Annotated in this window: 9 protein-coding genes; 2 read left to right on the top strand and 7 right to left on the bottom strand. The window is 72.6% G+C overall.

The window, feature by feature from the left end; genetic code table 11:
* Positions 1 to 84 precede the first annotated feature (84 nt).
* From D9C15_RS00995 to D9C15_RS00975, 5 genes are all read right to left on the bottom strand, one after another.
* Positions 85 to 4668: a beta strand repeat-containing protein gene (locus D9C15_RS00995; protein WP_127995561.1), complete on the bottom strand. Its 4584-nt coding sequence runs from the start codon at positions 4666 to 4668 to the stop codon at positions 85 to 87.
* Positions 4669 to 4773: 105 nt separating this feature from the next.
* On the bottom strand, positions 4774 to 5976 hold the full coding sequence (locus D9C15_RS00990) for an ABC transporter permease (RefSeq protein ID WP_127995560.1): 1203 nt from the start codon (positions 5974 to 5976) through the stop codon (positions 4774 to 4776).
* On the bottom strand, positions 5976 to 6710 hold the full coding sequence (locus D9C15_RS00985) for an ABC transporter ATP-binding protein (RefSeq protein ID WP_127995559.1): 735 nt from the start codon (positions 6708 to 6710) through the stop codon (positions 5976 to 5978). Before D9C15_RS00985 ends, D9C15_RS00990 begins: the two co-directional genes overlap by 1 nt.
* Positions 6707 to 8035, bottom strand: coding sequence for an efflux RND transporter periplasmic adaptor subunit (locus D9C15_RS00980; RefSeq protein WP_127995558.1), 1329 nt, complete (start codon positions 8033 to 8035; stop codon positions 6707 to 6709). Before D9C15_RS00980 ends, D9C15_RS00985 begins: the two co-directional genes overlap by 4 nt.
* Positions 8032 to 9459, bottom strand: a complete 1428-nt coding sequence (locus D9C15_RS00975; RefSeq protein WP_240668244.1) for an efflux transporter outer membrane subunit — start codon at positions 9457 to 9459, stop codon at positions 8032 to 8034. Before D9C15_RS00975 ends, D9C15_RS00980 begins: the two co-directional genes overlap by 4 nt.
* A gap of 198 nt (positions 9460 to 9657) precedes the next feature.
* On the opposite strand from D9C15_RS00975, the gene D9C15_RS00970 reads away from it, so the two are divergent.
* The gene (locus tag D9C15_RS00970; protein ID WP_127995557.1) at positions 9658 to 10740 is read left to right on the top strand and encodes a beta/gamma-crystallin; all 1083 of its coding nucleotides are present in this window, start codon (positions 9658 to 9660) and stop codon (positions 10738 to 10740) included.
* A 19-nt stretch (positions 10741 to 10759) separates the two neighbouring features.
* On the opposite strand, the gene D9C15_RS00965 is transcribed toward D9C15_RS00970, so the two are convergent.
* Entirely contained in the window at positions 10760 to 12259 is a 1500-nt protein-coding gene (locus D9C15_RS00965; protein ID WP_127995556.1) for an AMP nucleosidase, read from the bottom strand.
* 167 nt (positions 12260 to 12426) lie between these two features.
* Between D9C15_RS00965 and D9C15_RS00960 the strand changes: the two genes are divergently transcribed.
* Positions 12427 to 13746 carry a D-amino acid dehydrogenase gene (locus D9C15_RS00960; RefSeq protein WP_127995555.1) on the top strand — a complete coding sequence of 440 codons (1320 nt, stop codon included), beginning with the start codon at positions 12427 to 12429 and terminating at the stop codon, positions 13744 to 13746.
* Here D9C15_RS00960 and D9C15_RS00955 read toward each other — a convergent pair.
* Positions 13697 to 14668: a diacylglycerol/lipid kinase family protein gene (locus D9C15_RS00955; protein WP_127995554.1), complete on the bottom strand. Its 972-nt coding sequence runs from the start codon at positions 14666 to 14668 to the stop codon at positions 13697 to 13699. The genes D9C15_RS00960 and D9C15_RS00955 overlap by 50 nt on opposite strands.
* Between the last annotated feature and the right edge of the window lie 6 nt (positions 14669 to 14674).

The following is a 14674-nucleotide window of genomic DNA, read 5'->3' as shown; positions in this document are numbered from 1 at the left end:
GAACTTCTCCTTGGGCACACGCAGTGGAAGGGTCCGGTGTTGAACCCGTAGCGTGCGCCGAAGTTCCCGCTGCGTCGATGCCCCTCAGGTGATGAAGATGTCGGCCGCGGTCAGGCCCGGGTTGCCGCTGAGCGTGGCGAGCAGCACCGCGGCGCCGGCGCCGCTGCCGTCGGCGTCGTAGAACAGCTGCCCGGTGCTGGTGTTCCAGAGCACGTGGTCGTTCGCGTCCACCGCGGTGCCGGTCGCGTTGGCGCGGAAGTTGGCGGCCGCCAGCGTGCCGACGCTCGTCAGCTTCGCAAAGGCGGCGTTCTCCAGCTCGATGCGGTCGTCGACCACGCTGAAGTCGCCGATCGTGTCGGCCCGTCCGGCGCCCGGCACGGCGGTGAAGCGGAAGCTGTCCGTGCCCGCGCCCCCGAGCAGCAGGTTGGCGCCGCTGTTGCCGGTCAGCACGTTGGCCAGCGCGTTGCCGATCGCCGAGACGTTGGCGCTGCCGGTCAGCGTCAGGTTCTCGACCTGGTCGGGCAGCCGGTACGACAGGGCGGTTTGCACGAGGTCGGTGCCCTCGTTGAGCTGCTCGACCACGACGTCGGCCATCCCGTCGACGACATAGCTGTCGTTGCCCGCGCCGCCGACCAGCAGGTCGGCGCCCGCGCCGCCGTCCAGCAGGTTGGCGCCGGCGTTGCCGATCAGGGTGTCGCCGAACGCCGAGCCGATCAGGCGCTCGATCGAGACCAGGGTGTCGCTGCCGGCGCCGGTGGCCTGCACACCGGCGATCGACAGGTTCACCTGTACCGGGCCGGTGGCGCCGGCATAGCTCGCGGTGTCGGTGCCGCCGGCGCCGTCGAGCACGTTGTTGCCGGCATTGCCTACCAGCACGTTGGCGCCGGCGTTGCCGGTGGCGTTGATCGCGGCGCTGCCGAGCAGGCTCAGGTTCTCGACGTTGGGCAGCGCGGCGAGGCTGAAGGAAACCAGCGCCCGCACGGCGTCGGTGCCGGCCGAGGCCGCCTCGACGACCGAGTCGCCCGCAGCGTCGACGACGTAGGTGTCGTTGCCGGTGCCGCCTCGCATCGTGTCGGCCCCGGCGCCGCCGTCCAGCAGGTTGTCGGCGCTGTTGCCGGTGAGCGTGTTGGCCAGCGCATTGCCGGTGCCGTCGATCGCGGCACTGCCGGTCAGGGTCAGGTTCTCGAGGTTCGCGCCGAGCGTCCAGCCCAGGCTGGCGTTGACCCGGTCGGTGCCGCTGCCGATGCTCTCGACGACGCGGTCGCCGGCGTTGTCGACCACGTAGACGTCGTTGCCGGCGCCGCCGCTGAGGGTGTCGGCGCCGCTGCCGCCGTTGAGCGTGTTGCCGGCGGCGTTGCCGGTGATCCGGTTGGCCAGCGTGTTGCCGGTGCCGTTGATCGCGGCAGCGCCGGTGAGCACGAGCTTCTCGACGTTGACCGGCAGCGTGAAGCTCACCGACGTGCGCACGGTGTCGACCCCGCCGCCGGACACGAGGAAGGGGTTGAGCGCGACGAACAGGTCGTCGGCGCCGTTCGTGTCGCCGGCCACCAGCGAGTCGGCGGCGGACGTGAACACGATGCGGCTGCCGTCGGCACTGAAGTTGCCGACCTCGAGGGTGTTGCCGCTGGCCTGGTTGCCCGCGGCATCGGTGGAGACGCGGCGGATCGCGCCGGTCGACAGATCCTTGATGAACAGGTCGGTGGCGCCGTTGGTGTCGCCGGCCACCAGGTTGCTCGCCGTGCTGAGGAAGGCGACGAAGCGCCCGTCGGCCGAGATCGCCGCCGCCGTGCTCTCGGCGTTGCCGACCACGCCGCTCGCGTTGCTCGAGACGAGCCGCGTCGTGCCGGTCTCGAGGTCCTTGACGTAGATGTCGGTCACGCCGTTGCTGTCGCCGCCGGCCAGGTTGCCGGAGCCGCTGAGGAAGACCACCCAGCGATCGCCGCCGAAACGGCCGTTGCTGCTGGTGGCGTCGCCCTGCACGCCGGCGCTCGAGGACGAGACCAGCGTCACCTGGCCGGTCTCGAGGTCCTTGACGAACACGTCGACACGCCCACCGAGATCGCCCGCGACCAGCGCCGCATCCGAGTCGAACACCACCAGGCGCCCGCTGGCCGAGAACGCGCCGTTCTGGCCGCCGGTGGCGGCGGCGTTGCCCTGCGCGTCCGACGACGCGACCACCAGTTCGCCGCTCACCAGGTCCTTCACCAGCACCTGGGCCGGGCCGGCTGCGCCGAGCAGCGTGCTGTCCTGCGATCCGAACAGCACCTTCGTGCCGTCCGCCGAGATGCCGGGCTCGAAGCTCGAGGCCGTGCCGCGTGCGCCGTCGGCAGTCTGCGACGCGAGCAGCAGCGCGCCGGTCAGCATGTCCTTGACGTAGACGTCGCTGACGCCGTTGATGTCCAGCGGGTCGAGCGCGGTCGGTGTGTTGAACACGACGAAACGCGCGTCGGCCGAGGCGCCGCCGGGGTTGGCGAAGCCGGGAAAGCGCACGCCGTCGGCGTCGGCCGAGACGAGCCGGGTCTCGCCGCTGCGCAGGTCGCGCACGAACAGGTCGATGTCGCCCTGGTCGTCGTCGCCGACGAAGGCATTGACGGCATAACTGCCGAACACCAGCAGCTGGCCGTCCGCACTCAGCACGCCGGCGGCCGATGACGAGGCGAGCTGCTGGCCGCCGCCGCCGAGGCTGACGCGCACCGGGTCGGGCCCGGCGGCTTCGGTGACCACGTCGCCGGCGGCGTCGACCAGGTAGATGTCGTCGCCCGTGCCGCCGACCAGGGTGTCGTTGCCGAGGCCGCCGTCGAGCGTGTCGCGGCCGCCCGCGCCGTTCAGCAGGTTGGCGGCGCCGTTGCCGGTGATTCGGTTGGCCGCCTCGTTGCCGGTGCCGGCGATCGCCGCCGCACCCGTCAGCACCAGGGCCTCGACCTCCGTGGGCAGCCTGAAGGCGACGCTCGAGTGCACCGTGTCGGACGCGCCGTCGCCGAGGAACGGGTTGCGCACGCGGAAGCAGTCGTTGGCGGCGTTGGTGTCGCCGCCAACCAGGTTGGTCGCCGCGCTGCGGTAGGTGATCCACTGGCCGTCGGCCGACACCGAGGCCAGGTCGCTGGCGTTGTTGGATGGCGTGCCGGCCGCATCGACCGAAACGCGCCTGATCTCGCCGCTGCTCAGGTCCTTGACGAAGATGTCCGACACGCCATTCGTGTCGCCGCTCACCAGGTTGCTCGCGGTGCTCTGGAACACGACGAAGCGTCCGTCGGCGGACACGGCGGCAGCGGTGCTGGTGCCGTTGCCCACCTCGCCCGCGGCGTTCGACGAGACGAGCCGCAGGTCCCCGGTGCGCAGGTCCTTGATGAAGATGTCCGACGCGCCATTCGCGTCTCCGGCCACCAGGTTGGTCGCCAGGCTGTGGAACACGATGGAGCGGCCGTCGCCGCTGAACTGCCCGGACTGGGACGTGCCGTTGCCGGCGACGCCGGTCGAGGATTCCGACACCTTCACCAGGGCCCCGGTCAGCAGGTCCTTGACGAACACGTCCCGCGTCGAGTTGTCGCCGGGCAGCAGGTTGGTGGCGCTGGTGTCGAACAGCACGTAGCGGCCGTCGGCCGAGATCTGCGCGCGGGTGGCGGTCGCGTTGGCCTGCAGGCCCGCCGCGTCGGTGTCGACGCGCGTCGTCGCGCCGGTGAGCAGGTCCTTGACGAAGATGTCGCTGACGCCGTTGGTGTCGCCGCTGACCAGGTTGTTGGCCGACGACTCGAACACCACGAAGCGGCCGTCGGCGGCGATGCGCCCGAGCGCGCTGCTGCCGTTCGCCTCGACGCCGGCCCCACTGACCGAGACGCGCTGGATCGCGCCGGTCAGCACGTCCTTCAGGAAGACGTCCTGCACGCCGTTGCCGTCGGTGACGAGGTTGTTCGCGAAGCTGTGGAAGACGACGTAGCGCCCGTCGGCCGAGATCGAGTGCACGAAGCTGTCGCCCCCGCTCGACTCGATGCCGGCGGCGTTGGTGGAGACACGCTGGATCGCGCCGGTGGCCATGTCCTTCACGAACACGTCGCTCGCAATGTTGCTGTCGCTGCCGGCCAGGTTGTCGGCGTAGGAATGGAACACCACGAAGCGCCCGTCGGCCGACATGAAGCCCTCGCCGCTGCCCACGCTGGCCGCGACCCCCGTGGCGCTGGTGTCGACGCGTTCGGTATCGGTCGTCGGGGTCTCGTCGACCACGTCGCCGGCGGCGTCGACCACGTAGGTGTCGGCACCCAGGCCGCCCCGCATCAGGTCGTTGCCGGCGCCGCCGTCGACCCAGTCCGCGGCGGCTGCGCCGGCCAGCGTGTCGGCACCCGACAGGCCGAGCAACTGGTCGGTACCCAGGCCGCCGGCCAGCACGTTGGCGCCACCGTCGTTGGTGGCGGCGCTGTCGTCGCCGATCAGCAGGCGCGAGCCGTCGTCGAAGATCACGTTGCTGCTGGTCAGCTGCGTCAGGCTGACCGAGGCGGTGAGGGTGAACGAGCGGCCGGCGACACTGAAGCCGATGCCGGTCAGGTCGGGTGCCGTGCTGATGCGCACCGCGGCGGCGGTGCTGACCGTGCCGAAGTCGAACACCAGCGTGTCGACGGCCGGGTCGAACGACACGACGGCGCCGTCGGCGATGCTGCTGAAGAAGATGACGGCCATGGCGCTGCTCCCTGGTGACGGCGAGCTCGCCGCCGGTCGCGCGAGCTTAGACGGGCAGGTGGGCGCCGGCTAGCGCCCAAACCGCGGGGTATGCCCGCCCGGCGCTCACTCGTGCCGCAGCGCCTCGATCGGATCGAGGCGCGCCGCGCGCCGGGCCGGGAAGTAGCCGAACACGACGCCGATCGCGGCCGAGAACGCGAAGGCCAGCAGGTTGATCGAGGCGTCGAAGGCGTAGGGGATGTTCATCAGCTGCGCCAGCGACAGCGAGGCCGCGGTGGCCAGCACGATGCCGATCAGCCCGCCCAGCGCGGCCAGCACCACCGCCTCGACCAGGAACTGCAGCAGCACCTCGCGCTCGAGCGCGCCGATGGCCAGCCGCACGCCGATCTCGCGCGTGCGCTCGGTCACGCTGACCAGCATGATGTTCATGATGCCGATGCCGCCGACCACCAGGCTCACCGCGGCCACCGCGCCCAGCAGCATGGTCATCACCTGCGTCGTGCCCGACATGGTGTCGGCGATCTGCCGCGTGTCCAGCACGTTGAAGTTGTTGTCCTCGTTCTCGGCCAGCTTGCGCCGCTCGCGCATCAGCTCCTCGAGGCCCTCCTTCACGCGCGTGGCGTCGGTGCCGTCGCGCATCGACACGAGGATGGTGTTGATGCGGGTGTGGCCGACCACGCGGCGCTGCATGGTGGCCAGCGGCAGCACGAGCAGGTTGTCCTGGTCGTTGCCCATCGCGCCCTGGCCCTTGGCGCCCAGCAGCCCGACCACGGTGCAGGAGAATTTCTTGACGCGGATCTGCGCGCCCAGCGGATCGGCCGCGCCGAACAGCTCGCGCCGCACCGTCGCGCCGATCACGCACACCGCGGCGCCGACACGCTCCTCGTCGGGCTCGAAGCCGCGCCCGGCGGCGAAGGTCCAGTTGGCGACGCCGAACCAGTCCTGCGTCGAGCCGGTCACGCCGGCCGACCAGTTGCGCCCGTTGGCCACCAGCGTCGCGCTGCTGCGCACCTCGGGCGCGACGGCGCGCAGGCCGCCGATCTGCTGCGCGATCGCCTCCACGTCGCTCGCATTGAAGGCCGGCCCGCCGGCGCTGCCCGGGCCCATGCGCTGGCCGGGCAGCACCATCAGCAGGTTGCTGCCCAGACTGGCGATCTGCGCCTGCACCGCGCGTGTCGCGCCGTTGCCCAGGGTCACCATCGTGATCACCGCGCTGACGCCGATCACGATGCCGAGCATCGTGAGGAACGAGCGCAGCAGGTTGCGCCGGATCTCGCGCAGCGCCAGCAGCAGGGTGTTGAACCACATCAGGCGCTTCCTTCGGCGACGGCCGTGGCCAGCCCGGCCGGATGCGGGTTGCGCCGGTCGCTCTCGACGCGGCCGTCGACGAAGCGCACCACGCGCCGCGCGAAGGCCGCCATGTCCGGCTCGTGCGTGACCATCAGCACCGTGATGCCCTGCTCGGTGTTGAGCCGCCACAGCAGCTGCATGATCTCGATGCTGCGCTGGCTGTCCAGGTTGCCGGTCGGTTCGTCGGCCAGCAGCACCTGCGGGTTGGTGACGATGGCGCGCGCGATCGCGACGCGCTGCTGCTGCCCGCCCGAAAGCTCGGCCGGCGTGTGGTGCTCCCAGCCGGCCAGGCCCACCGAGGCCAGCGCGTCGCGTGCCTGGGCATGGCGCGCCGCCGCCGGCTCGCCGCGGTACAGCAGCGGCAGTTCGACGTTCTCCAGCGCCGTGGTGCGCGCGAGCAGGTTGAAGCCCTGGAACACGAAGCCGAGGAACTTGCGCCGCAGCCGCGCGCGCTGGTCGCGGGTCAGCTTCTGCACCGCGATGCCGCGGAACAGGTAGTCGCCGCTGGTCGGCACGTCCAGGCAACCGAGCGTGTTCATCGCGGTGGACTTGCCCGAGCCGCTCGGGCCCATGATGGCGACGAAGTCACCCTCCTCGATGTCCAGGTCCACGCCCTTGAGCGCCTGGAAGGCCACCGCGCCCTGGCCGTAGGTCTTGGTGATGCCTCTGAGGCGGATCAGCGGCTCGCTCACCGACCCGCCCCGCTGCGCTGGTCGACGATCACCGCGTCGCCCTCCTTCAGATCGGCCGCGGTGACCTCGGTACGCCGTCCATCGCTCGCACCGACCGTCACGCGCACCGCCACCGGCTGCCCGTCGCGCAGCAACCAGAGCTGCCGTGCGCCCCCGTTGCTGCCGTTGGCCGGTGTGGCCGAACGTCGCGCCACGCTGCCCGGCGGCCGCGGCATCAGGCGCGAGACGATGCTGGTGCTGCCGGCCGGCGCCGACGCCGCCGCGCTGGCGCCGCCGAGGTTCGGCGTGAAGCGCAGCGCCGTGTTGGGCACGAGCAGGGCCGGCGGGCGCTCGCTGGTCTGGATCGTCGCGGTCGCGGTCATGCCCGGACGCAGGCTCAGGTCCTGGTTGTCCACCGACAGCAGCGTGGTGTAGGTGACCACGTTGTCGGTCTTGGTCGAGCCGTAGGCCACGCGGGTCACGACGGCCGGGTAGCGTCGGTTCAGGTAGGCGCCGACCGTGAAGCCGGCCTGCTGGCCGGCGGCCACCAGGCCGACGTCGGTCTCGTCGACGTTCACCTCCAGCTGCAGCCGGCTCAGGTCCTCGGCCAGGGTGAACAGCGTGACGGCCTGCAGCGAGGCGGCCACCGCGTTGCCCGGGTCGACCGAGCGCGTCAGCACCACCCCGTCGATCGGCGCGCGGATCGAGGCCTTGGCCAGGTTGGTCTCGTCGGTGGACAGCTGGGCCTGTGCGTTGGCCACGCTGGCACGCGCGGCGGCCTCGTCGGCCCGGGCGCGCTCGAGCGCGGCGCGCGCGGTGTCGAGCTCGCTCTGCGCCGGCACCTTGCCGCCGGACAGGCGCGACACCTCCTCCAGCCGGCCCAGGTTGCCCTGCGCCTCCTTCAGCGTGGCCGCGGCCTGCGCCACGCCGGCCTGGGCCGAGGCGAGCGCGGCGCGCGACTTGGCGATCTGGTCGCGCAGCTTGGCGGTGTCGAGCTCGACCAGCACCTGGCCCTTCTTCACCCGGTCGTTCACGTCGACCAGCACGCGTGCGACCGTGCCCGAGAGCTCGCTGCCGACGTTGACCGAACGCGTCGGCTGCAGCGTGCCGTCGGCGCTGACGGTGACGGTCAGCGTGCCGCGCTGCACCGGCTCGGTGACGAAGCTCGGCGCCGCCGCGGCGCGCCGGCCGGACTGCCAGGCCAGCGCGCCGGCCAGCGCCAGCACGAGCAGGGTCAGCGCGCCCCAGGTCCAGGGGCGCTTCCACCACGCTCGGGCGGTGGGTTCGTCCAGCAGCGCGGCGATCTGGTCGGCGCTGTGTCGCGGCAGGGCTTCGGTGGGGCTCATTTCGTGACGGGTGAGGGGTCGTTGGCGGCGACGGCGGCATCCGGCTGCCAGCCGCCGCCCAGCGCCTTGTAGAGGCGCACGTGGTCGGTGGCGACCGCGGCCTCGGCCGCGGCCACGCTGTCCTGGGCGTTGAGCTGCGAGCGCTGCGTCTCCAGCACGGTCTGGAAGTCCACCAGGCCGCTGGCGTAGCGCTGGCGTGCCAGCAGGGCCGCGTTGCCGGCCGCCTCGGCGGCCGCGCGCAGCGTGGCCAGGCGCTCGCGGTCGCCGCGCAGCGCGACCAGCGCGTCCTCGACGTCTTTCAGCGCGGTCAGCACGGCGGCCCGGTAGCGTGCCCCGGCCTGCTCGTAGGCCGCCTGCTGGGCGCGCAGCTGGCCGCGCGCGGCGCCGCCGTCGTAGACCGGCCAGGCCACGCTGGCGAGGATCGCGCTGGCCACCGAGCCGGGCCCGCTCAGGCCGGACAGGGTCAGCGCCGACAGCCCGAGCGAGCCGCTCAGCCGCAGGCTCGGGTACCGGTCGGCATCGGCCTTGGCCACACGCTGGGCGGCGGCCGCGGCGGCGTCCTCGGCGGCGCGCACGTCGGGCCGCTGGCGCAGCGTGTCGGCCGGGAAGGCCAGCGCCAGCTCGGCGTCGGCCTGCGGGATGCGGCCGGCCGGCAGCACCAGCGCGTCCGGGCTGCGCCCGGTCAGCAGCGCGATCGCATGGCGCGACTGCTGTGCGCTGGTGGCCAGCGACTGGGATTGCGCCCGGGTCTGCTCGGCCGCGGCACGCGCCTGCTCGGCCTCCAGCGAGGTCGCCAGGCCGGCCTGCACGCGCCACTGCGTGATCTGCAGCGTCTCCTGCTGGCTGGCGAGGTTGTCCAGCGCGATCGCCAGGCGCGCCTCGGTGGCGCGCAGGGTGACGTAGTTCAGCGCCACCTCGGCCGCCACCGACACCTGCACGTCGCCCAGGGTGGCGGCGCTGGCGCTGGCGTCGAGTTCGGCGGCACGGGTGGCGGCGCGCCGGCCGCCGAACAGGTCGGGCTCCCAGCTCGCGTCGATGCCGACGCCGACACTGTTCGTCGCCGCGCGCGAGGCGGAGCGGGCGCGCTGCGCCGAGCCGCTGGCGTCCAGCGACGCGCCCGCGCCGGCCTGAACCTCGGCCAGCGCCCGCGCCTGGCGCAGCGCGGCACGGGCCGACTCGATGTCGGTGTTGGCCTGCAATGCGTCGCGCACCAGGCCGCCGAGCACCGGGTCACCCAGACGCTGCCACCAGTCGGCCAGGGACGCGGGCTCGCGCGTGCCGGCGCCCGCCGACCAGGCGACGGGCACCGCCACGCCGGCCTGCGGCGGCGTGGCCGGAGCCGGCAGGCTGGCGCAGCCGGCCAGCCCGAGGGTGGCCAGCAGCATCACGGTGGCATGGCGGCGTCGAAGGGGCAGTCGGGGCATGGGCGCAGTGTCCGGGCCCGGGTTTGCCCCAGTGCTTGTTGGCCGTCAAGGTTTGTAAAGCCGTCATCCCCGGTCTCGCACCGAAACGTTGAGTGACCCGTGAGCCTTGGCCCGCGCTTGCGGGCGCGCATTGACCGCCCCCGGGGCGGGCGCTACAAGGCGCGGCAACGGCCCGGCAGGGCGGGAGGAGCACGGCACATGAAGCACGAGGGTGGCGGACTGCGCGGATGGATCCGCGCCGCGCTGGCGCTGGCCGGCCTGGGAGTGGCGGCGTGCGCCACGGCGCAGGTCACGCTGTACGAGCACGACAACTTCCAGGGCCGCTCCATCACGGCCGAGCGCGACACCGAGAACTTTGCCCCGCTGGGCTTCAACGACCGGGTCTCGTCGGCCGAGGTGCGCGGCGGCGTGTGGCAGCTGTGCGAGGACGCCGGCTACCGCGGCCAGTGCATCACGCTGAACCCGGGCCGGCACCCGTCGCTGCGCGCCTACGGCATGAACGACCGCGTGTCGTCGGTGCGCCGCGCCGGCAGCGGCAGCAGTGCGATCGAGCTGTACGAGCACGACAGCTTCCAGGGCCGGCGCTTCGCGGCCGGCGAGGACACGCCCAACCTCGCGCCGCTCGGATTCAACGACCAGGTCTCGTCGGTCAACGTGCCGAGCGGCCAGTGGCAGCTGTGCGAGGACGCCGACTACCGCGGCCGCTGCATCACGCTCGGGCCGGGCCGGCACGCCTCGCTGAACGCGTTCGGCTTCAACGACCGCGTGTCCTCGCTGCGCCGCCTCGACGCAGGCGCGGCACCGGGCCTGCCCGCCCCGGGCGCGCCGGCCATCGAGCTGTACGAGCACGACGACTTCGCCGGCCGGGTGTTCCGCGCTGCCGGGCCGGTGGTGAACCTGCAGCCCGAGGGCTTCAACGACACCACCTCGTCGGTGCAGGTGCGCAGCGGGCGCTGGGAGCTGTGCGGCGACGCCGAGTACCGTGGCCGCTGCATCGTGCTCGAGCCGGGCAGCTACCGGCGCCTGCGCGAGCGCGACATGAACGACCTGGTGTCCTCGCTGCGCCCGCTGGCCGCGGCCCCCGGCACGCCGCCGGGGCAGGCCGCGTCGGGCGCGCCGGCGCTGGAGCGGGGCATGTTCGAGACCTGGCGCGTGCGCTTCGACGACGGCTGCGTCGTCTACTTCAACCGCGAAGGCCAGCGCACGGCCAGCGAGCCGGGCTGCAGCGCGCAGCAGGCGCAGTGGGCCGAGCAGGTGATCCTGCAGCGCCCGGCGCGCTGAGACGGGGCGAGCGCCGCCGCTACTGGAACGCGACCTCGGCGAAGCTGCGCAGCTTGCGACTGTGCAGCTGGTCGACGCCCTGCTCGCGCAGCAGCTCGATGGCGCGGATGCCGATGCGCAGGTGCTGGTCGACCCGGTCGCGGTAGAACTTGTTGGCCATGCCGGGCAGCTTGATCTCGCCGTGCAGCGGCTTGTCGCTCACGCACAGCAAGGTGCCGTAGGGCACGCGGAAGCGGAAGCCGTTGGCGGCGATGGTCGCGCTTTCCATGTCCAGCGCGATCGCGCGGCTCTGGCTGAAACGGCGCTCCGGCGTGCTCGGCACGTTGCGCGAGGGCAGCAGCTCCCAGTTGCGGTTGTCGGTGGAGGCCACCGTGCCGGTGCGCATGATGCGCTTGAGCTCGTAGCCCTTGAGCTGGGTGATCTCCGCCACCGCCGACTCGATCGCCACCTGCACCTCCGCCAGCGGCGGGATCGGCACCCACAGCGGCAGCTCCTCGTCGAGCACATGGTCCTCGCGCACGTAGCCGTGGGCGAGCACGTAGTCGCCCAGCTGCTGCGTGTTGCGCAGCCCGGCGCAGTGGCCGAGCATGATCCAGGCGTGCGGGCGCAGCACCGCGATGTGGTCGGTGATGGTCTTGGCGTTGGCCGGGCCGACGCCGATGTTGACCATCGTGATGCCGGCGTTGTCCGGCCGCACCAGGTGGTAGGCCGGCATCTGCGGCAGGCGCGGCGGGGCGGCGCCGAGCTCGTCGCCGGGCTGTGCCGGCAGGCCGGCGCGCCGCGTGACCACGTTGCCCGGCTCGACGAAGGCCACGTAGTCCTGCGCCTTCGCGCTGCTGGCCATGGTCTCGTGGCCCAGGCGCACGAACTCGTCGATGTAGAACTGATAGTTCGTGAACAGCACGAAGTTCTGGAAGTGCTCCGGCGCCGTGCCGGTGTAGTGGCGCAGCCGGTGCAGCGAGTAGTCCACCCGCGGCGCGGTGAACAGCGCCAGCGGCTCGGGCTCGCCGCGGCGCGGCTCGTGGGTGCCGTTGGCGATGCCGTCGTCCATCGCGTTCAGGTCGGGCAGGTCGAACACGTCGCGCATCAGCAGGCGGCGCTCGGCGTCCAGGCTGCCCTCGACATGGTCATGCTCGGCGAACGAGAAGTGCACCGGGATCGGCTGCGTGCCGGTGCCGACCTCCAGCGCCACCTGGTGATTCTTCAGCAGCAGGCGGAACTGCTCGAGGTAGTAGCTGCCGAACAGGTCGGGCCGGGTCAGCGTGGTCTCGTAGCTGCCGGGCCCGGCGACGAAGCCGTAGGACAGGCGCGAGTCGGCGCGGGCCACGGTCTCGGTGCGCACGCGCACGAAAGGGTAGCAGGCCCGCACATGGGTGCCGACGTCCTCGCCGGCGACGAAGCGCTGCATCGCCTGGCGCAGGTAGGCCACGCCGCTGTCGTAGATGGCGCGCACCTGGGCGAGGGCCTGCTGCGGGTCGTCGAAGCGGGTGGGGGCGACGAAGGGAGGGACGGAGCTCATCGTGGTTCGTTCCATGCGTGGCCCATTGTGCGGGCGAATCTTGTTCGGCGCGTGACGGGCCGGGGGCTGGAAGATTCGGTGCCGGAAACGGACCTCGTCGAAAACCCGCGAGTTCTGCGGGGGGCGCGTCGATAAGCTTCCCGTCCATCCAAGCGGGGGTGCGCGGCATGAAGGTGATGATTCTGGGCAGCGGCGTGATCGGCGTGAGCAGCGCCTGGCATCTGGCCAAGGCCGGGCACGAGGTCACGGTGGTCGACCGCCAGCCGGGCGCGGCGCTGGAGACCAGCTTCGCCAATGCCGGCGAGGTGTCGCCCGGCTACTCGGCGCCCTGGGCCGGTCCGGGCGTGCCCGTCAAGGCGATCAAGTGGCTGCTGATGCACCACCGCCCGCTGGTGATCCGACCGCAGCTCGACATGGCGATGGTGCGCTGGGGCCTGGCGATGCTGCGCAACTGCACCGCCGCGCGCTACGAGCTCAACAAGGGGCGCATGGTGCGCCTGGCCGAGTACAGCCGCGACTGCCTGCGCGAGCTGCGCGCGGCCACCGGCATCCAGTACGACCAGCGCACCCAGGGCACCCTGCAGCTCTTCCGGACCCAGAAGCAGCTCGACGGCACCGGGGCCGACATCGAGGTGCTCAAGCGCTACGGCGTGCGCTTCGAGCTGCTCGACCGCGCCGGCTGCATCCGCCACGAGCCGGCCCTGGCGCGCGTTCAGGACAAGTTCGTCGGCGGCCTGCTGCTGCCCGGCGACGAGACCGGCGACTGCTTCAAGTTCACGCAGAACCTGGCCGCCCTGGCGGCACAGGCCGGCGTGGAGTTCCGCTACGGCACGGCCATCGAGCGCATCGAGGCCGAAGGCGGCCGCATCACCGGCGTGGCGACGAGCGCCGGGCGCCTGCAGGCCGACGCCTACCTGCTGGCACTGGGCAGCTACTCGCCCACGCTGCTCAAGCCCTTGGGCCTGCACATCCCGGTCTACCCGGTGAAGGGCTACTCGATCACCGTGCCCATCACCGATGCCTCCGGCGCCCCGGAGTCGACCGTGATGGACGAGACGCACAAGGTCGCGGTGACGCGCCTGGGCGAGCGCATCCGCGTCGGCGGCACGGCCGAGCTGGCCGGCTACACGCTGCAACTGCACGAGGCGCGCCGCCGCACGCTGGAGCATGTGGTGAGCGACCTGTTCCCGGCCGGCGGCGACGTGGCGAAGGCCGAGTTCTGGTGCGGCCTGCGCCCGATGACACCCGACGGCACGCCGATCGTGGGCCCGACCCGGCTGCCGAATCTCTACCTCGCCACCGGCCACGGCACGCTGGGCTGGACCATGGCTGCCGGCACCGGCCGCGTGATGGCCGACCTGATCTCCGGCCACGCGCCGGCCATCGACATGGACGGCCTGACCGTCGAGCGCTACACCGGGGCCTACGACGCGCGTTTCAGCCGGGCCGCTCCGGTGCTTTCTGCGGCCGCGCCGCAACCACGCTGATCGCGCTGGCGCGCAGCCGCACCTCGAAGCTGCGCAAGGGCGGCAGCGGTTCGCCGTCGGCGGCCAGCGGCAGCTCGTCGGCGCTTTCCACGCGCAGTTGCTGGAAGCGCCAGGTCTGGCACTTGCCACTGCGCAGGTGCGTGCCCTTGAGCAGGCGCGGCAGCATCGCCAGCGCCTCCACCCGGCCGAGCGGGCCGGCCAGCAGCAGGTCGAGCTGGCCGTCGGCCACGCGCGCCGCCGGCGCGGCCGGCATGCCGCTGCCGTAGCTCGGCGTGTTCAGCACCGAGGCGAACAGCGCCTCGCCCTCGTGGCGCAGCTGACCGTCGGCGACCACGCGCAGGCGGTGGTGGTGCAGACCGGCCAGCTCGGCGAAGGTCGCCCACAGGTAACGCGGCAGGCCGGTGAGCGCGCGTGGAGCGACCAACGCCCGCTGGCCCACCGCGGCATCGAAACCGGCCGCCAGGCTGGAGATGAACGGCACCTGGCGGCGCGGCGTCATCAGCTCGCCGACATCCATGCGCCGCGTCGGGCCGTTCAGCGCGAGCTCGAGCGCCTCGGGCCAGGCCAGGGTATCGACGCGCAGCGCACGAGCGGTGTCGTTGCCGCTGCCCAGCGGCACGATGCCCAGCGCCAGGCGGTGCGTCAGCAGCACCGGCAGCATGTGGTGCAGCGTGCCGTCGCCGCCCACCAGCACCACGCGGCTGCTGCGCGGCAGGCATTGCAGCGTGGCGCGCGAGCGCTCGATGCTGTCGGACTCGACCAGCGCCACCCCGGGCGCGTGCCCGGCCAGCCAGTCGCGCATCGGCCCGGCCAGCGCGGCTGCGCGCCCGCCGGCGGCCCGCGGGTTGAGCAGCACCATGGTCGGCCGCGCGGCGCGCAGGGCGCGTTCGGTGCGGACGGCGTGCGGGAGCGGCGCAAGCATGGCGCG

Origin of the sequence: Piscinibacter defluvii (assembly GCF_004011805.1) — a bacterium.
GTDB lineage: Bacteria > Pseudomonadota > Gammaproteobacteria > Burkholderiales > Burkholderiaceae_C > Piscinibacter > Piscinibacter defluvii.
This window is presented reverse-complemented; position numbering and strand designations above follow the sequence as displayed.